Source organism: Elstera cyanobacteriorum (assembly GCF_002251735.1).
Lineage (GTDB): Bacteria > Pseudomonadota > Alphaproteobacteria > Elsterales > Elsteraceae > Elstera > Elstera cyanobacteriorum.
On the sequence record NZ_NOXS01000035.1, the window covers coordinates 329074 to 345473 of the forward strand.

Annotated in this window: 19 protein-coding genes; 6 read left to right on the forward strand and 13 right to left on the reverse strand. The window is 60.7% G+C overall.

The features are described from left to right. Window positions 1–99 precede the first annotated feature (99 nt). A complete protein-coding gene (locus CHR90_RS18045; RefSeq protein WP_094410510.1) occupies window positions 100–555 on the forward strand; it encodes an Lrp/AsnC ligand binding domain-containing protein in 456 nt (151 codons plus the stop codon). On the opposite strand, the gene CHR90_RS18050 is transcribed toward CHR90_RS18045, so the two are convergent. From CHR90_RS18050 to CHR90_RS18080, 7 genes are all read right to left on the reverse strand, one after another. Beyond that, the gene (locus CHR90_RS18050) at window positions 552–1772 is read right to left on the reverse strand and encodes a flagellin (protein WP_094410511.1); all 1221 of its coding nucleotides are present in this window, start codon (window positions 1770–1772) and stop codon (window positions 552–554) included. The genes CHR90_RS18045 and CHR90_RS18050 overlap by 4 nt on opposite strands. 202 nt (window positions 1773–1974) lie before the next feature. Then, window positions 1975–2694 carry an ABC transporter ATP-binding protein gene (locus CHR90_RS18055; protein WP_094410709.1) on the reverse strand — a complete coding sequence of 240 codons (720 nt, stop codon included), beginning with the start codon at window positions 2692–2694 and terminating at the stop codon, window positions 1975–1977. A gap of 11 nt (window positions 2695–2705) precedes the next feature. After that, on the reverse strand, window positions 2706–3572 hold the full coding sequence (locus CHR90_RS18060) for an ABC transporter ATP-binding protein (RefSeq protein WP_094410512.1): 867 nt from the start codon (window positions 3570–3572) through the stop codon (window positions 2706–2708). 4 nt (window positions 3573–3576) lie between these two features. After that, entirely contained in the window at window positions 3577–4866 is a 1290-nt protein-coding gene (livM, locus tag CHR90_RS18065) for a high-affinity branched-chain amino acid ABC transporter permease LivM (RefSeq protein WP_094410513.1), read from the reverse strand. A gap of 3 nt (window positions 4867–4869) precedes the next feature. After that, entirely contained in the window at window positions 4870–5784 is a 915-nt protein-coding gene (livH, locus tag CHR90_RS18070; RefSeq protein ID WP_094410710.1) for a high-affinity branched-chain amino acid ABC transporter permease LivH, read from the reverse strand. A 408-nt stretch (window positions 5785–6192) separates the two neighbouring features. After that, window positions 6193–7608 (reverse strand): FAD-binding oxidoreductase, encoded by a 1416-nt coding sequence (locus CHR90_RS18075; protein ID WP_094410514.1) that lies wholly within the window; start codon window positions 7606–7608, stop codon window positions 6193–6195. A 90-nt stretch (window positions 7609–7698) separates the two neighbouring features. Next, window positions 7699–8598 (reverse strand): LysR family transcriptional regulator, encoded by a 900-nt coding sequence (locus CHR90_RS18080; RefSeq protein WP_094410515.1) that lies wholly within the window; start codon window positions 8596–8598, stop codon window positions 7699–7701. A gap of 119 nt (window positions 8599–8717) precedes the next feature. Here CHR90_RS18080 and CHR90_RS18085 point away from each other — a divergent pair, with 119 nt between their 5' ends. Together CHR90_RS18085 and CHR90_RS18090 are read left to right on the forward strand one after the other, a co-directional pair. Continuing rightward, window positions 8718–9254, forward strand: a complete 537-nt coding sequence (locus CHR90_RS18085; RefSeq protein WP_094410516.1) for a carboxymuconolactone decarboxylase family protein — start codon at window positions 8718–8720, stop codon at window positions 9252–9254. 73 nt (window positions 9255–9327) lie between these two features. Next, the gene (locus CHR90_RS18090) at window positions 9328–9936 is read left to right on the forward strand and encodes a pyridoxamine 5'-phosphate oxidase family protein (RefSeq protein WP_094410517.1); all 609 of its coding nucleotides are present in this window, start codon (window positions 9328–9330) and stop codon (window positions 9934–9936) included. Between the two features lie 27 nt (window positions 9937–9963). Here CHR90_RS18090 and CHR90_RS18095 read toward each other — a convergent pair whose 3' ends face one another. Both CHR90_RS18095 and CHR90_RS18100 read right to left on the reverse strand, forming a co-directional pair. Then, a complete protein-coding gene (locus CHR90_RS18095) occupies window positions 9964–10653 on the reverse strand; it encodes a glutathione binding-like protein (RefSeq protein ID WP_229671526.1) in 690 nt (229 codons plus the stop codon). Between the two features lie 80 nt (window positions 10654–10733). Continuing rightward, window positions 10734–11318: a GNAT family N-acetyltransferase gene (locus CHR90_RS18100; RefSeq protein ID WP_094410518.1), complete on the reverse strand. Its 585-nt coding sequence runs from the start codon at window positions 11316–11318 to the stop codon at window positions 10734–10736. A gap of 294 nt (window positions 11319–11612) precedes the next feature. Between CHR90_RS18100 and CHR90_RS18105 the strand changes: the two genes are divergently transcribed. Then, the gene (locus CHR90_RS18105; RefSeq protein ID WP_094410519.1) at window positions 11613–12356 is read left to right on the forward strand and encodes a TerB family tellurite resistance protein; all 744 of its coding nucleotides are present in this window, start codon (window positions 11613–11615) and stop codon (window positions 12354–12356) included. Between the two features lie 33 nt (window positions 12357–12389). Here the strand turns inward: CHR90_RS18105 and ppa are convergent, their stop codons facing one another. Next, window positions 12390–12920, reverse strand: a complete 531-nt coding sequence (gene ppa, locus CHR90_RS18110) for an inorganic diphosphatase (RefSeq protein ID WP_094410712.1) — start codon at window positions 12918–12920, stop codon at window positions 12390–12392. Window positions 12921–13034: 114 nt separating this feature from the next. Between ppa and CHR90_RS18115 the strand changes: the two genes are divergently transcribed. Beyond that, window positions 13035–13421 (forward strand): YkvA family protein, encoded by a 387-nt coding sequence (locus tag CHR90_RS18115; protein WP_094410520.1) that lies wholly within the window; start codon window positions 13035–13037, stop codon window positions 13419–13421. Here the strand turns inward: CHR90_RS18115 and CHR90_RS18120 are convergent. Next, a complete protein-coding gene (locus CHR90_RS18120) occupies window positions 13418–14350 on the reverse strand; it encodes a DMT family transporter (protein WP_170941462.1) in 933 nt (310 codons plus the stop codon). The two genes, CHR90_RS18115 and CHR90_RS18120, sit on opposite strands and share 4 nt — an antisense overlap. A gap of 105 nt (window positions 14351–14455) precedes the next feature. Here CHR90_RS18120 and CHR90_RS18125 point away from each other — a divergent pair, with 105 nt between their 5' ends. Beyond that, window positions 14456–14743: a YciI family protein gene (locus CHR90_RS18125; RefSeq protein ID WP_094410713.1), complete on the forward strand. Its 288-nt coding sequence runs from the start codon at window positions 14456–14458 to the stop codon at window positions 14741–14743. 59 nt (window positions 14744–14802) lie between these two features. On the opposite strand, the gene CHR90_RS18130 is transcribed toward CHR90_RS18125, so the two are convergent. Both CHR90_RS18130 and CHR90_RS18135 read right to left on the reverse strand, forming a co-directional pair. Beyond that, window positions 14803–15444, reverse strand: coding sequence for a CoA transferase subunit B (locus CHR90_RS18130; RefSeq protein WP_094410522.1), 642 nt, complete (start codon window positions 15442–15444; stop codon window positions 14803–14805). 21 nt (window positions 15445–15465) lie between these two features. Next, window positions 15466–16167, reverse strand: a complete 702-nt coding sequence (locus CHR90_RS18135) for a CoA transferase subunit A (protein ID WP_094410523.1) — start codon at window positions 16165–16167, stop codon at window positions 15466–15468. Window positions 16168–16400: the final 233 nt, after the last annotated feature.

Consider the following 16400-nt stretch of genomic DNA (forward strand, 5'->3'; position numbering starts at 1 on the left):
ATCGGGTTTCCGTCTGGAATTTAAGGGTAGTTTCCGATGATCTAGCGGATTATAAAATCCAACACCGATGATTCTTCGTTAAACGAGACGAAACCGCCGATGCTGGATGATCTCGATCTTAAAATTTGCCGGGTTTTGCAACAGGATGGCCGTCTGTCGAATGCCGATCTGGCCCGTGCCATCCACCTGTCCCCCGCCGCCTGCTTTGACCGGGTCAAACGGCTGCGGCGGGAAGGCTATATCACGGGCTTTGCAGCGCTGCTGGACCCTGAGAAATTCGACCGGGGGCTGTTAGTCTTCGTGCAAGTACTGCTCGACCGAACCACCCCAGACGCCTTCAGCAATTTCGCGGCTGCCGTGCGGAATATGCCGGAGGTCTTGGAATGCCATATGGTCGCGGGTGGTTTCGATTATCTGGTCAAGGCTCGCGTTAAGGATATGGCCGAATACCGCCGCTTCTTGGGCGATGCGCTGGTCAGCCTACCCTCGGTCCGGGAAACCCATACCTATGCGGTGATGGAGGAAGTGAAAGCCCAGGTCGGGTTCGGGATTTAGCTAAAAATTCGAAGAATGGACCGTTCGGTTTCTGCCCCAAATGCAAGGCCGCGGGTGACCAATTGCAGTTTGGTTTGCAGGGCGACAAGGTTTGCCCCTTCTTCCTGCACATCGGCCAAAGCCAACGCGCGCGCGCCATTGGTCTGAGAGCGCATATAATCCTGGGTAAAGCTCAACCGTGTTTGCAGAATAGAGACGTTCGTTACCATACTTCCTGCAAAACTGCGGTTTTGGAGAATGGCATCGTCAACGCCAGCAACAACAAAATCCAGCGCCCGGTTAAAAGTTTCCGCGCCAAGCCCCGTATCTGGGGCGAAGATCGCCGCAGACCAGAGAGTGCCACCGGTCGAGACGGTCTGGATGGCCGCAGAGCCCGTTAACTCCGCCCCAACATAAATAAACATTTGCGAGGCAAAGAAAATATTTAGCCCTGACGTATTTGTATAGGTATCGGTATACAGCCCGCGAATGGAAGCTACATTCAGATAATAGGGATTGACGATATTAGCCGAAACAACGGTCCCATTCTGAATAAGATCCGTCGGAACCGCTGCACCAACAGAATTTCCAAACGCATATTTTACGACGGCAACGGCTGAGAAATTCGCCCCTGTGCTCCCCCCACGCTCAAGATAATAAAGACCAACCGTCGGGGCCGTAAGCGTTACGAGGGAAGCAATCGACGCATTGGTAACCGTGCCGAGCGTTCCCGCTGCCGATGTATTATAGGTCGTCAAACGCTGGCCAGTAATATCTAACCGGCTTGCCGACCGATCAGAAAACTCGGTTGCTAACCGAGCTTGTGAATTCGCAACAAGCGTTAGCCCCTGATAGCTCGCGTCAGCAGTCATATAATCAATTTGAGATTTTACTGAATTATATTGAACACTTAAGGCAGACCGTTCCGACGCCGTGGATGTTTTAGCCGCGACCAGAATTCCCTTAAGTTGACGCAAAAGACCATCAATCGCCGAGGTTGCCGTCAGAGCCGTAGAAATTGCAGAAACCGACTGATCAATCTCATCCCGTCGGGTTTCAAAACCAGCTACCCGGTCATCCAGGCTCTTGATCTGAAAATAGCTCGAGACATCATCAACAACCCGATCAACCTTCCGCCCCGTGCTAATCCGCACATGGGTCGCCGCAAGCGCGTCCTGCGTCTTCTGAAGCACAAGAAGGTTCGTGCGCATACGCGCACTGAGGGTAATCGGCTGCATCACGAAGTCCCCTTTCTGAGAACCCCTAGGTCAAATCGCCGCCTTTCTGCGGCTTGTCGTACAGCATAACGGAAACCCGTGATACGACAACGGCAGTATTACCCTGTATGTCGTTAAAATTCTCTCTATCATCCTAGGCCGAATAGAAAAACCGGGGCAGTTGGTACAGCCCCGGCTCTCTGTTCACAGCGATTATTGACCGTTAGGCAGCGTGGTGACCGCCTTCGAGGTAAAGCGCACGCACTTCCGGGTTCGACAGCAATTCCTGCCCGCTGCCCTTCAGGCGAATTTCGCCATTTTGCAGCACATAGGCCCGGTGCGCCACCTTCAGCGCGTGGAAAGCATTCTGTTCGACCAGCAGGATCGTCGTACCATGCTCGCGGTTCAGATCCTGAATGGTCTTGAAGATCTGCTTCACGATCAGCGGCGCAAGACCCAGCGACGGTTCGTCCAACATCAACAAGCGCGGGCGGCTCATCAACGCGCGGCAAATCGCCAACATCTGCTGCTCCCCGCCCGAGAGCGTCCCGGCGCGCTGCGCCTGCCGCTTTTCGAGAATCGGGAACATCGCAAACATTCGGTCGAGATCGTTCTTATAGTTCGCCGGATCGGCCAAGGTGCAGCCCATCTGGAGGTTTTCAAGAACGGTCATGCGCGAAAAGATACGCCGCCCTTCCGGCACCTGCTGAATACCCAGCCGGGCGATATCTTTGAGCGGCAAACGACCGATATCCTTGCCTTCGAAGGTAACCGTACCGCGCGCCGCGCGCGGATTGCCGCAGATGGTCATGAGCAGCGTCGATTTCCCAGCGCCGTTCGCCCCGATCAAGGTGACGATTTCGCCCTGTTCCACCGTCACATCTACGCCTTTCAGCGCCTGGATATGACCGTAATAGGTGTGGACCCCTTTGAGTTCGAGCATCGGCATCGGCATCACCCGTGGGTTGCGAGGTCGGCAGCGACCTCCGGCGGCAGTTCGTCGTCTTCCTCTTCGCCCAGGTAGGCTTTGATGACGACCGGGTCATTACGGATCTCTTCGGGCGTGCCCGCAGCAATCCGCTTGCCGTGATCCAGCACATAGATGCGGTCCGACACCTGCATGATCACGCTCATATCGTGTTCGATTAGCAGAATCCCAATCTGCTCTTCATCACGGATACGGAACAGCAGCTTGTTGAGTTCGAGCGATTCGGAGGGGTTCAAACCCGCCGCCGGCTCGTCAAGGCAGAGCAGCTTCGGACCAACGCACATGGCACGGGCGATTTCTACCCGGCGCTGCGCCCCATAGGGTAGGTTCCCGGCTTCTTCATCGGCGCGGTGGGTGAGACCCACGAGGTCGAGCCAATATTTCGCCTTTTCCACCGCTTCCTTTTCGGCCTTGGCATAGCCGCCAAGATTGAACAGGCCAAGGAACGTATAGCCCGAAGCACGCATCAGCGCATTGTGCTGGGCGACGATCAGGTTTTCCAGCAGCGTCATCTTCGGGAAGAGACGGATATTCTGGAAGGTGCGGACCACCCCCGCCACTTGCGCGACCTTATGATTATCCAGCTTTTGAAGCTGATAATCGCGGTCAGGATGGTGGAAGGTCAAATTGCCCTCGGTCGGCTTGTAGAAGCCGGTGAGACAGTTGAACAGCGTGGTTTTGCCCGCGCCGTTCGGGCCGATGATCGCCGTGATCTGCCCCCGGCCCGCGACCAGCGACAGATTGTCGATGGCGACGAGACCGCCGAAGCGCATGGTCAGCCCATCCACCCGCAGCAGCGGGTTTTTGACGGCGCTATCGTCATACTGAGCCATGATCTCAGGCCCCCTTGTTCGTATGAAGCCGCAGGGTAGGTTCGCGATGCGAGACAACCCCCTTCGGACGCCAGACCATGATCAGGATCATTGCGGCCCCGAACAGCAGCATGCGGCTTTGTTCGAAATCGCGCGTCACTTCCGGCAATAGCACGAGGAAGAGCGCGGCAAAGACGACGCCGATCTGACTGCCCATCCCGCCAAGCACGACGATGGCGAGAATGGTCGCGCTTTCCATGAAGGTGAAGCTCTCGGGGTTGATGAACCCCTGCTTCGCCGCAAAGAAGCTGCCCGCGAACCCGCCCAGCATAGCACCGATGGCAAAGGCCGTTAGCTTGGTGTTGGTCGGGTTCATGCCCAGCGATTTACAGGCGATTTCATCTTCGCGTAGGGCTTCCCAGGCGCGGCCAATCGGTAGCTTGCGTAAGCGATTGACCAGCCAATTCGTCAGCAACGCCAGAGCGAGAATGACGAAATAGGTGAAAATGATCTGGTGGGTGCGCTCATATTCCAGCCCAAACAGGGTATGGAACGCCCCCTCGCGGTTCCCAAACGGCGCGATGCCGAAGAAATCCATGCGCGGGATCGAGGCGATGCCGTTCGGCCCGCCAGAAAGCGAGCCCCAGTTTAGCAGCACGACGCGGATGATTTCCCCGAACCCGAGGGTGACGATGGCGAGGTAATCGCCACGCAACCGCAGGGTCGGCGCGCCGAGCAGAACACCGAAGATCGCGGCAAACAGCCCGGCGAGCGGCAGGCACTCCCAGAAGTTCAGGCCAAAGTTGATCGACAGCAGCGCGTAGCTATAGGCGCCGACCGCGTAAAAGGCGACATAGCCGAGATCGAGCAGCCCCGCGAGACCAACGACGATATTCAGCCCCCAACCGAGCATCACGTAAATCAGCACGTTGATGCCACGATCCAGCCACGAACGGTCGGAGAAGGGCAGGAACGGCAGCGAAATGGCGATGCCCAACAGGACATAGCGCAAGACCATCCCGATCATCTTTTGCCGGGCAATGCTCTCGGGCGTCGGTTCGGCCGATTTCTTCACCGGTTTGAATTCCAGGAAGAGCTTGAACAGCAACCGCCCGACAAAACCCGCAATCACGGCATAGGCCAACAGGTCCCAGCGCCCGCGCACAGACAGCGCGCCGTTCTGGTCGTAGGTCTGCAAGCCAATCAGCGGAAAGGCGAGAAAGAAGCTGACGAAGGCGGTCATCACCGCATCCTTCAGCAGAGCCGGAACATCGATAGCGCGGCGCGCCATCCCCGGCGAAACCTGAGTGGACATGGATTAGACCTTCTCGATTTCAGGCCGGCCCAGCAGGCCGGACGGCATGAACATCAGCACCAGGATGAGGATCGAGAAGGATGCGACATCCTTATATTCGATGGAGAAATAGGCCGAGAACAGCGCTTCGATCAGGCCGATCAGCAGGCCCCCGAGCATGGCGCCCGGCAGCGATCCGATCCCGCCCAACACCGCTGCGGTGAAGGCCTTCATCCCGGCAAGGAAGCCGATGTAGAAATCGACAACGCCGTAATACATCGTCACCATCACCCCTGCCACGGCGGCCAGCGCCGCGCCGATCACGAAGGTGAGGGAGATGGTGCGATCGACATTCACCCCCAGCAGTGCCGCCATCGTGCGGTCCTGTTCGCAGGCGCGCTGCTGACGGCCAAACGGCGTGCGGGTGATGAGATAGGTAAAGCCGACCATCAGCAGAATCGTCATCACAATGATGAAGATCTGGATGTAGGTCAGGCGGACGGTGAACCCGTCGAGGTGCAAGAGCTCAAAACTACCGCGCACCACCGGCGGGATCGGCTTGACGCGCGCCCCCTGGGCCAACTGCACGTAGTTCTGCAGGAAGATCGACATCCCGATGGCAGAAATCAGCGGCGCGATCTTGGGGGCGCCGCGCAAGGGCCGATAGGCCACGCGCTCGATCACCCAGCCGTAGACGGCAGTAAAGAACACCGCCGCCAGCAGCACCGCCACCAACCCCAGCGGCACGGCGGAAATTCCTGCCGCCGCCAGAAGGGTAAAGGCGATCACCGCCACGAAAGAGCCGATCATATACACTTCGCCGTGGGCGAAGTTGATCATGCCGATGATGCCGTAAACCATCGTGTACCCGATGGCAATCAGCCCGTAAATGGACCCAAGTGTGAGCCCATTGATCAATTGTTGTAGGAAATATTCCAAGCCAGCCCCCACACACGGCCGGGCCGCCTTCGATGATCGAAGGAGCCACAGCGATGAAGCCTCAAGCACGGCGGACGAGGAAACCCGACCGACCGTCCTGTTCAACCCGTTCCTCAGTCCGCGCCCTGATCGTTTTTTTTGGTTTCGACCAGTCCCTGTGGCACTTCCTATGGGTTAAAATCCCCAGAATCCCAGGCGGGTCAAGCTGATTCTGGCGAAATTGGGGCTTAAACGGCGGGAGTTTTTGTTTCTTGTTTTTTTCAGAATGTCTCCCTTCCGAAATTAGAAAAAAATTACAGTTTCAAGCGAAAAGGACAGCAAAACGGACATAAAGAAACCCCCAGCAGGATGCAGGGGGTTCCTGTTCAACGGCACAAGCTATCGTGGCCCGGCGACCGCGCTTTCCGCTTAAATCTTTACGATCTTGCCGGGGTTCAGAATATTACTGGGATCAAAGGCGCGCTTCAGTTGACGCATCACCGACATCGCTGGGCCATGTTCGGCCTGCATAAAGGGGATTTTACCGTAGCCGACGCCGTGTTCGCCCGTGCAGGTGCCGCCACAGGCAATCGCGCGGTGAACCAGCCGTTCGTGCAGCGCTTCGGCTTCGGCAATCTCGGCGGGACTGTCGGGGTCGATCAGATAAAGCATGTGGAAATTGCCGTCGCCGACATGACCGACCAGGGTTCCTTGTAGGCTGCTCTGGGCCAGATCGGCCTTGGTTTCGTGGATGCAGCGCGCCAGCTCGCTGATCGGCACGCAGACATCCGAGGTAAGACCGCGGGCGCCGGGGCGCAGGCCGAGGGCGGCATAATAGGCCATATGGCGGGCATTCCACAGGCGCGAGCGATCTTCCTGGGTGGTCGCCCACTGAAAACCGCCGCCGCCGTTTTCTTCGGCGAAGGCGCGCACGATTTCCGCCTGCTCCTTCACCCCCGCCTCGGTGCCGTGGAACTCGAAAAACAGCGTCGGCGCGACGGGGTAATCGAGCTTGGAATAGCGGTTGATCGCGTCCATCTGCGCATCGTCGAGCAACTCAATCCGCGCCATCGGAATGCTGGACTGCATGACCTGAATGACCGTATCGACCGCCCCTTCCAGGGTCTTAAAGCTGCACACCGCCGCCGACATGGCTTCAGGGATACCATAGAGCCGCAGGGTAATCTCGGTCATGATCCCCAGCGTGCCTTCGGAGCCGACGAAGAGCCGGGTCAGGTCATAGCCCGCCGAGGATTTGCGCGCCCGCCCGCCGGTTTTGATAATCCGGCCATCGGCCAGCACGACGGTAAGGCCCAGCACATTTTCGCGCATCGTGCCATAGCGCACGGCGTTAGTGCCGGAGGCGCGGGTGGCGCTCATACCGCCTAAGGAGGCATCGGCCCCCGGATCGATCGGGAAAAACAGGCCGGTATCGCGCAGATATTCGTTAAGCTGCTTGCGCGTTACCCCCGCCTGTACGGTGCAATCCAGGTCTTCCGGGCTAACGCGGACGATCTTATTCATCCGCTGCAAATCGATGGTCACGCCGCCTTCCAGCGCCGCCACATGGCCTTCCAGCGAGGTGCCGGTGCCATAGGGAATGACCGGTACGCCATAGGCGGCGCAGATGGTGACGGCATTCGCCACTTCTTCAGTCGTCTCGGGGAAGATCACCGCATCGGGCGGCATCGTCGGGTGCCAGGATTCGTCGCGCCCATGATGGTCGCGCACGGCCTGGGCGGTGCTTACCCGCTCGTCCCCCAGAAGCTGTTTGAGTTCGGCCACCGCCGCCTCCAGGGCCGAACCGGAGACGCGGTGCTTTTGCGGTGCAACAATTGTCGCCATGACATTTCTCCCCTTTCCGCGACCCTAGGCCCCGGGGTGGGCAGGCGACAAGCGACGATACGGACGGGCCGCCCCGCCCCCCGTGCAAGACTAGAAAGCGGTAAAATCCCACGCAGTCTCCGCCACGGCTTGATCGATGAAGGCGCGGACTTTCGCCGGAACCAGCCGCCCGCCGGGATGAACAATATGGATCGGCAGCGGCGGCGGTTCGAAGGCGGTGAGCAGGGGGACCAAATCGCCCGCCCGCACGGCATCGATCACCTGATAGGACAGCAGCCGAACGATGCCGCCATTGCGGGCGCAATGCCAGATCGCCGCATCGGCGCTATTGGTCGTGTAGTGGGGCTGGATCGGCAGGCGAATGTCCTGCCCTTCGGCCTGGAAGCGCCATTCGGCCACCCCCGGAGCAATCGCGAAGTGGATCAGCGCATGCGCCGACAGATCCGCCGGATGGGACGGCACGCCGCGCCCGGCCAGATAGGCGGGGGTTGCCACCAAGATACGGCGAACGGCCCCTAAGCGCCGGGCAATCACGCTCTGGTCGGCCAGATCGCCGATGCGCACGGCAAGGTCGATCCCCTCTTCGACCAGCGCGACGTTACGGTCAGACAGCAGAAGCTCCCCCGAAACCCCTGGATGGCGCGAGAGATAGTCGCACATCAGCGGGCTAACATGCAGCCGCCCGAAGACGTTAGACGCCGCCACCGTCAGCCGCCCGGCGGGATGCGCCCGTTCCTCCCGCGCCAGCGCCTCCGCCTCATCAAGATCGAGCAAAAGCTGACGCGCGCGAATAAGATAGCGCTGCCCGGCATCGGTTAGGGAAACCGCCCGGGTCGTGCGGTTCAACAGGCGCAGGCCGAGATGCTCCTCCAGCCCCGCCACCAACCGCGTCACGGCGGAGGGCGTCAAACCCAGCTTGCGCGCCGCCGGGGCAAAGCCGCCCCCGTCCGCCACGCCCACGAACACCCGCATCGCCTGCAGCCGATCCATGATTATCCCAAAAATCGCAATAGTCTGTTTTAGATTTACTGAATTATCGCAAGTTAGGAAAGATGAGAGGGTCTTCTCAACGGCGCCCCACAGTGGGGCCGCCCCGCAGGAGAGACCCAATGTCCCATATCCCGACCCCCGCCAGCCTCGACGCCGCCCCCGCTGCCAGCCAGCCGCTGCTGAGCAAGGTTCAGGCCCAGCTTGGCAGCCTGCCGAATTTCTTCCGTCTGCTCGCCACAAGTCCCGCCGCGTTAACGGGCTATCTCGACCTGGGCGCCGCCCTGAGCCAGGGGGAGCTTGACCTGAAGACCCGCGAACGCATTGCGCTGGCGGTCTCCAAGGCCAATAGCTGCGATTATTGCGGCGCGGCCCACGGTTATCTCGCCACCCATCTCGCCAAACTCGACGCGGCGGAAATTCGCGCCAACCGGGCGGGTGGATCGACCGATACCAAGGCCGACGCCGCCGTGCGTTTCGCCACCGAGGTGGCCCGCAGTCAGGGCCGGATCGACCCGGCAACGCTGACCGCCGCCCGCGCCGCGGGTTTTTCCGATGCGGCCTTGATCGAGATCGTTGGCGTCGTCACCCATGTGACCTTCAGCAATCTGATCAATAACGCTTTCGATACCGAAATCGACTTCCCCCTCGCCGCCTAAGGCAAATCCCGAGCGGGTCACGCGCCCCGCGACGACGCATTTGCCTTAAAACGCTAAAATCGGAGCGCCCGCCATGTCCCAGTCGCCCAGCAGCGATATCGCCTTCACGCCCAGCGTCAAAGCCCTGCAAACGCGGCTGGGATCGCGCGCGCAATATGCCAAAATGGAAGCGCGCGGGGAGTTCCGCACGGAAGTAAGCGCCGATCTAACGCTGTTTCTAGCCGCCCAGCGTAGCTTCTATCTGGCAACGGCCACCGCCGACGGTCAGCCCTATATCCAGCACCGGGGCGGACCGCCGGGGTTTCTGAAAACCCTTGATTCCGAAACGCTCGGCTTTGCCGATTATCGCGGCAACCGCCAGTATCTGTCGTGGGGCAATCTGCTGGATAACCCCAAGGTGCATCTGTTCTTCATGGATTACACCCACCGCCGTCGCATCAAACTCTGGGGCACGGCACAGGTGATCGAAGACGACCCGGACCTGATCGCCCGCCTGCACGATCCCATGGCAGAAGGCGTGCCGGAACGGGCCATCCTGATCCGCGTTGCCGCCTGGGACATCAACTGCCCTCAGCATATCCCCCAACGGTTCGAGGCGGCGGATGTCGCCGATGCGCTGGCAGCGCGGGACGCCCGCATTGCCGACCTTGAGGCCCAGATCGCCGCGCTTACCCAAGGATAGGCGCGGCGGCGGGAGGAGCGCGGCGTGTTAACGCGCCGTCTGGCCGAACAGGATTTTCTTCTCCTCGTCGGTCATCGTCGGGGTCTTGCGCATCCCTTCGCCCTTGGCATAGGCGGCAATCGTCGCCGGGCGGGCGGCGATGGCGTTAAACCAGCGCTTTAGGTTCGGGAAATCGTCGAGGTTTTGGCCCTGGCGCTCGTGCGGGACGATCCAGGGGTAGGCCGCCATATCGGCGATGGAATAGGCATCGACGATAAACTCCCGGCCCTCCAGGCGCTTGTTCAACACACCATACAGCCGGTTGGTTTCCTTCACGTAGCGGTCCATCGCGTAGGGAATTTTTTCCGGTGCATATTGCACGAAATGGTGGTTCTGCCCGGCCATCGGCCCCAGGCCGCCCATCTGCCAGAACAACCATTCGGTCGTTTGCACGCGGCCGCGCAGGTCTTTGGCCAGGAACTTACCGGTCTTTTCGGCCAGATAGAGCAGAATGGCGCCCGATTCGAAGACCGAAATCGGCGCCCCCCCGTCCGCCGGGGCGTGATCGACGATCACCGGCATGCGGTTGTTCGGCCCAATCTTCAGAAAATCCGGGTGGAACTGCTCCCCTGCGCCGATATTAATCGGCTTGATCTGATACGGCAGCCCGGCTTCTTCCAGAAACAGCGTGATCTTATGACCGTTCGGCGTCGGCCAGTAATAGAGATTGATCGACACAGCGCGCCCCCTCGGCTTTGGTTAACACCGTTCCAAGGTGGCGCAGACCGGGCCGGGCCGCAAGGGGGGACGCTGAAAAATCAGGCGGCTTGCGGCGTGGGCGGCAGGAGGGGCCGAATCAGGCGCGGCCAATACTCAAGCCCACCCGTCACCGCATCGGCGGCGTCCTGCATCGCCTCCAGCCAATAGGACACCGGCGTTGCAGCGGTGAGGTCGAGGTCGGCTTCCACCGTCCCATCTTCCTGGTGCATCACGCCCGATAGGCGCTTGGCGATGCGGCGCATCGGCAGGTTTTCTGGCAGACAGAGCATAATCAAGTGCTGCGCGCCGCGATTGCGGGCGATGGTGACCGCACGGCCCGTCAATTCCCGCCCCAGACCGGCGCGCTGGAAGTCGGGTTCGATAGAAATCGCCAGCTCGGCGCGGGTTTCCGGCACGGGCAGCGGGCTTTCGAACGCCAGTTCGACAAAACCGCGCAGCACGCCTTCAACAAAAACGCCGACCGCAACGGTGCGGCTCCAGTCCAGCCCCGCATACCGGCGGGCGATCCACTCGCTCGAAACCGTGCCGTGGAAGCGCAGGCGCCGGTCGGAATCCGGCAGGCGGCAGAGATGATCGACCATCGCCGAAGCATCGGCGGCGCCCAGTTTACGGAAATGACCCATCACACCCTCCTTCCCCCGGCCACACGGCGGGGTATCGTCAGGTCCAATCGCGGATCGTTCTCTCCCGGAGGCTTTTTGCGCCGCCGCAATTTACGGTGGCTTAGCCTCACAACTCCCGATAAATCGGGGCACTGCTTATGGTGCAGCGCAGCATTTAGCGTGACTACATAGGTAACGGCGCCTGCCCCATCCGTCAACCCCCCAGGCCCGTTCTGGCGGGTGACGAAACCGCATCGGGGCGATAAGGTGCCGTGCATCACGTGCAACCCTAAGCCGGAGAGGAGGCCCTTCCCGATGGATCTGATCACCGTCAGCGCTGTTCTGGCCGGCGTCGGCTGGGTGCTCGGCGGGCCTTTGGGCGGCTTGATCCATGATTTCCTTGGCGATGCCTGTGACCGGCTGACCGGCGACCGGCCTCTGCCGCCGCCCGACCAGGCGGTGAAATCCATCGCCTTCACCATCGGCGTTATTGCCCTATCGGCGAAAATGGCGAAGGCCGATGGCGCGGTGACGCTGCCAGAAATTACCGCTTTCCGCCGCCTATTCACCGTCTCGCCGGAAGAGCAGGAGAACGCCCGCCGCGTTTTTGACCTGGCCCGCCGCAACACCGCCGGGTTCGAAACCTACGCGCGCCAGATCGCCGCGCTGTTTCCGCCCGCGTCGCCGGTCTTGGAAGAACTGTTGGGCAGCCTTGCCGCCATCGCCCGCGCCGATCACGAAATCCACCCGGATGAGGTGACCTATCTTCAGCAGGTAGCCGCGATTTTTGGGTTTGAAGGCCAAGCCTTCCGTGCGGTGCTGCAACGGCATCTGGGCCTTGATGCCTGCTGCGGCGATCCCTATTGCACCTTGGGGGTGGAGCCGAGCGCCAGCGATGCCGATATTCGCCGCGCCTATCTGGCGCTGGTGCGCGACCATCACCCAGACCGGCTGATCGCCGGTGGCTTGCCTGCGGAAGCCATCAGCCTTGCGACCGAAACCCTGGCCGGGATCAATGCCGCCTGGGAGACGATAAAGAAAGAGCGCGGTTTAGCTTAACCGCGCTCCTCATCTTCTGGCAGAAGCGGAAGATTACCTCTGCTTTGCCGTTTCAATCCCGGCCAAAATCAGTTCCTTGGCCTTCTCCGGGCCTTCCCAGCCCAGCACCTTCACCCATTTGCCTTTTTCGAGGTCTTTATAGTGGGTGAAAAAGTGGTTGATCTGGTCGATCAGGATTTCCGGTAAGTCGCTGTAATGCTCCACATCCTTATAGGCGGGCCACAGCTTCGTTGCCGGAACGGCCAGGATCTTTTCGTCGACGCCGCTTTCGTCTTCCATCATCAGCACGCCGACCGGGCGGGCGCGGATGACGCAGCCCGGCACGATGGGATGATCGGTCACGACCATGATATCCACGGGGTCGCCGTCGCCACTCAGCGTATGCGGAATGAACCCGTAATTGACCGGATACACCATCGACGTATGCACGAACCGATCGACGAACAGCGCGCCGCTGTCCTTGTCGATTTCATATTTCACCGGCGGCAGGCCGCGCGGGTTTTCGATGACGACGTGAACGTCTTCCGGCGGGTTCGGGCCGATGCTGATCTTCGACAGGTCCATCTTTTCCATCCAGGGCAAAAGGGAATTTGCGGATGAGGCAATACAGGCGCTTGCCAGCGAAGGCAAGAGAGCTTACCTGCGACCAATGGGAACGCTCACAGGGAACCGCCCGCGATGACCGATGCCGAATTGCGCAACCTGCCCGTGCTGGTTCTGCCAAAAACGCCGGAGGAGGCTCAGCGCCAAGCCCAGCTTGTCGAAACCTCGTTCTGGAAAAAGCTCCAGCGCCTCGCCGCCCGCCTGCCGTTCGCGGGCGATCTGCTGGCCGCCTGGTACGCGGCGCGCGACCCGAAAACCCCCGCGACGACCAAACTGGCGCTGACCGCCGCCCTCGCCTATTTCGTGCTGCCCTTCGATACCGTGCCCGATTGGATCGCAGCCCTCGGCTATGGCGATGATTTTGCCGTGCTGATCGGGGCGATTAAGCTCGCGGGCGGCGCAATCACCGAGGCGCATCGCGAGGCCGCCCGCAAGATGCTGGAGAAGTTTAAGCGGGGCTAGTCTTCGACCTGCGCCCGGCGGGCCAGTTGCGCCTCGCGCCAAGCGATGAAGCAGGTCGATCCGGCGATGATCCCCGCACCCACGAAGGTTAGCGCATCCGGGGTTTCGAAGAAAATCAGATAGGCCAGCACCGCCGTAATCGGCAGGCGCAGATAATCGAAGGGCAGGACCATCGAGGCATCGGCCAGACTATAGGCGCGGGTCACGAAAATCTGCCCCGCCGTTCCCAAAATGCCGATGGAGACCATGACCGCCCATTGCCCCGGCGTCGGCGCCTGCCACACCCAAAGCGCCGGGATAAGCGCAATCGGCGTCGTCAATAGCGACAGATAAGCGACAATCGTGGTCGACGGCTCGGTGGTCGAGAGCCGCTTGACCGAGAGGATCGACCCGGCAGACGCCGCCGCCGTCCACAGAGCTACCATCATTTCGACCGACAGCGGCGCATGGCCCGGGCGCAAGATGACCAGCACGCCGATAAAACCGATGACCAGCGCCATAATCCGGCGCACCCGCAGCACTTCCCCCAGAAAAACCGCAGCCCCCAAGGTGGCGAAGAGCGGCGCGGTAAAGCTGAAGGAAACGCTATCGGCCAACGGCAAATGCGCCGTGGCGTAGAACCCGCCCAACAGGCCGGAAATACTGAAGAACGTCCGCAGCAGATAGGCCGGAAACTGATTGGTGCGCAGCACGCTGATCCCCTGCCGCCAGATGAGCGGCACCAGCAAGGGGATCCCCACGGCGATGCGGACGAAGGCGACCTGGAACGGGTGCAAGTCCACCGTCACCAGCCGGATCAACACCCCCATGCTGGAGAAGACCAAGCCCGACAGCATCATCCAGATCGCCGCCTGCACCGGCATCGGGCAGCGCTTGATTGCCGCCTCGAAACTGGCATAGGGATGGGAGAGGAGAAGCGGCAGCGGCATGAAGGGTCTTCCAGGGAAACGCCCGGCGGCGCTAAGGTCCGCACTCGGCTTTTCATCCTGGGCCGCATCCCCAATGGTTTGGTGTGAAACTAAAGGAACCCAGCTATGCAGTTTCTGGTCATTGCCCGCGACGGTACCGACGCCGACGCGCTGTCCCGCCGCCTCGCCACCCGTGACGCCCATCTGGCGAATGTGAAAAAATATAAGGAAGCCGGAAACATTATCGTCGGCGGCGCACTACTGAGTGCAGAAGGCACGATGAACGGCAGCGCCCTGATCGCCGATTTCCCCGACCGCGCCGCGCTGGACGCCTATCTGAACAGCGATCCCTATACGCTAAACGGCGTGTGGCAGACGTTCGACGTGACGGAAATGAAGCTGCCGCCAGTTTAAGACAACATAAAAAAACCCCGGCGGGGGGCGGTCGCCGGGGTTTCGTCTTGTTAAGCCGTTTACAGCGCCACCGCGAAGGGGGCGCCCGTCTTGGCCTTAACCTCGTCGGCCGTCACGCCATCGGCGAGACCGATCAGCGTCAGGCCGCCGTTCTTGCGGTCCACATCGAAGACGGCGAGATCGGTAATGATCCGATCCACCACCTGCGTGCCGGTCAGCGGCAGGGTGCAGGCTGGCAGAATCTTCGGGCCGCCGTCCTTGTCGTTATGTTCCATGACGACGACGACGCGCTGCACCCCGGCCACGAGGTCCATCGCGCCGCCCATGCCCTTGACCAGCTTACCGGGGATCATCCAATTGGCGAGATCGCCATTAGCCGCCACCTGCATCGCGCCGAGAATGGCGAGATTGATGTGGCCGCCGCGGATCATGCCGAAGCTGGTGGCGCTGTCGAAGAAGCTCGACTGCGGCAGCGCCGTCACGGTCTGCTTCCCGGCATTGATCAGATCGGCGTCTTCTTCCCCTTCATAGGGGAAGGGGCCGATGCCCAGCATGCCGTTTTCGCTTTGCAGCGTCACATGCATACCGTCCGGGATATGATTGGCGACAAGCGTCGGGATGCCGATGCCAAGGTTGACGTAAAAACCGTCGCGCAATTCCTGTGCGGCGCGCGCGGCCATTTGATCGCGGGTCCAAGCCATAGTCTGTGCTCCGATCCGATGTTAGGCGCGCGGCCGGGTGGTGCGCTGTTCGATGCGCTTTTCGGCATCGGGCGTATGAACGATGGCGTTCACGAAAATACCGGGCGTGTGGATCTGATCGGGGTCGATCTCGCCGATCTCCACCAGATGCTCGCACTGCACGACAGTGAACTTACCCGCCGTCGCCATCGGCGCGTTGAAGTTGCGCGCCGTCTTGCGGTAGACGAGGTTGCCTTCGCGGTCGGCCTTCCAAGCGTGGATGATCGACAGATCGGCCACCAGCCCGGTTTCCAGCACGTATTTTTCGCCGTTGAACTCGCGCACATCCTTGCCGTCGGCAACGATCGTACCCACACCCGTCTTGGTGTAGAACCCGGCGATCCCGGCGCCGCCCGCACGGCAGCGTTCGGCCAGCGTGCCCTGCGGATTGAACTCCAGCTCAAGCTCGCCCGACAGGTAAAGCTGCGCGAACAGCTTATTCTCGCCAACATAGGACGAGATCATCTTTTTGATCTGGCGCGCTTCCAGCAGCTTGCCGAGGCCAACGCCATCGACGCCGCAATTGTTGGAAATGACCGTGAGGTTTTTCACCCCGGCGAGTTTGATGGCGTCGATCAAGACATCAGGAATGCCACAGAGGCCGAAGCCCCCGGCCATGATCACCATCCCGTCGAACAGACGCCCGGCCAGGGCATCGACGGCGGTCGCGTGGACCTTATTCATGCGAGTCAGTCTCCCCCTCTGATAGTCGCATTTGCCGCCGTTCGGTCGGCGGCAGGTTCAACCATGCTTATCGGGAACGCCCCGGTGCGAGGCGTTTTACCGCAGCGCAGTCTTAGGCGATAAACCTGACGCGTCAATCATCCTTTAGGCGCAATTTTCGGTCGCCTCTCCTGTCCCATTGGCAGGGAACCTTGTGCAAGGTTCGACAGAGGCGCCGGAAACCCCTATACAGC

Coding starts and splice junctions, on each gene's coding strand:
- CHR90_RS18045 (WP_094410510.1), top strand. CDS start 100: ATGCTGGATGATCTCGATCTTAAAATTTGCCGGGTTTTGCAACAGGAT.
- CHR90_RS18050 (WP_094410511.1), bottom strand. CDS start 1,772: ATGCAGCCGATTACCCTCAGTGCGCGTATGCGCACGAACCTTCTTGTG.
- CHR90_RS18055 (WP_094410709.1), bottom strand. CDS start 2,694: ATGCTCGAACTCAAAGGGGTCCACACCTATTACGGTCATATCCAGGCG.
- CHR90_RS18060 (WP_094410512.1), bottom strand. CDS start 3,572: ATGGCTCAGTATGACGATAGCGCCGTCAAAAACCCGCTGCTGCGGGTG.
- livM (WP_094410513.1), bottom strand. CDS start 4,866: ATGTCCACTCAGGTTTCGCCGGGGATGGCGCGCCGCGCTATCGATGTT.
- CHR90_RS18075 (WP_094410514.1), bottom strand. CDS start 7,608: ATGGCGACAATTGTTGCACCGCAAAAGCACCGCGTCTCCGGTTCGGCC.
- CHR90_RS18080 (WP_094410515.1), bottom strand. CDS start 8,598: ATGGATCGGCTGCAGGCGATGCGGGTGTTCGTGGGCGTGGCGGACGGG.
- CHR90_RS18085 (WP_094410516.1), top strand. CDS start 8,718: ATGTCCCATATCCCGACCCCCGCCAGCCTCGACGCCGCCCCCGCTGCC.
- CHR90_RS18090 (WP_094410517.1), top strand. CDS start 9,328: ATGTCCCAGTCGCCCAGCAGCGATATCGCCTTCACGCCCAGCGTCAAA.
- CHR90_RS18100 (WP_094410518.1), bottom strand. CDS start 11,318: ATGGGTCATTTCCGTAAACTGGGCGCCGCCGATGCTTCGGCGATGGTC.
- CHR90_RS18105 (WP_094410519.1), top strand. CDS start 11,613: ATGGATCTGATCACCGTCAGCGCTGTTCTGGCCGGCGTCGGCTGGGTG.
- ppa (WP_094410712.1), bottom strand. CDS start 12,920: ATGGACCTGTCGAAGATCAGCATCGGCCCGAACCCGCCGGAAGACGTT.
- CHR90_RS18115 (WP_094410520.1), top strand. CDS start 13,035: ATGACCGATGCCGAATTGCGCAACCTGCCCGTGCTGGTTCTGCCAAAA.
- CHR90_RS18120 (WP_170941462.1), bottom strand. CDS start 14,350: ATGCCGCTGCCGCTTCTCCTCTCCCATCCCTATGCCAGTTTCGAGGCG.
- CHR90_RS18125 (WP_094410713.1), top strand. CDS start 14,456: ATGCAGTTTCTGGTCATTGCCCGCGACGGTACCGACGCCGACGCGCTG.
- CHR90_RS18130 (WP_094410522.1), bottom strand. CDS start 15,444: ATGGCTTGGACCCGCGATCAAATGGCCGCGCGCGCCGCACAGGAATTG.
- CHR90_RS18135 (WP_094410523.1), bottom strand. CDS start 16,167: ATGAATAAGGTCCACGCGACCGCCGTCGATGCCCTGGCCGGGCGTCTG.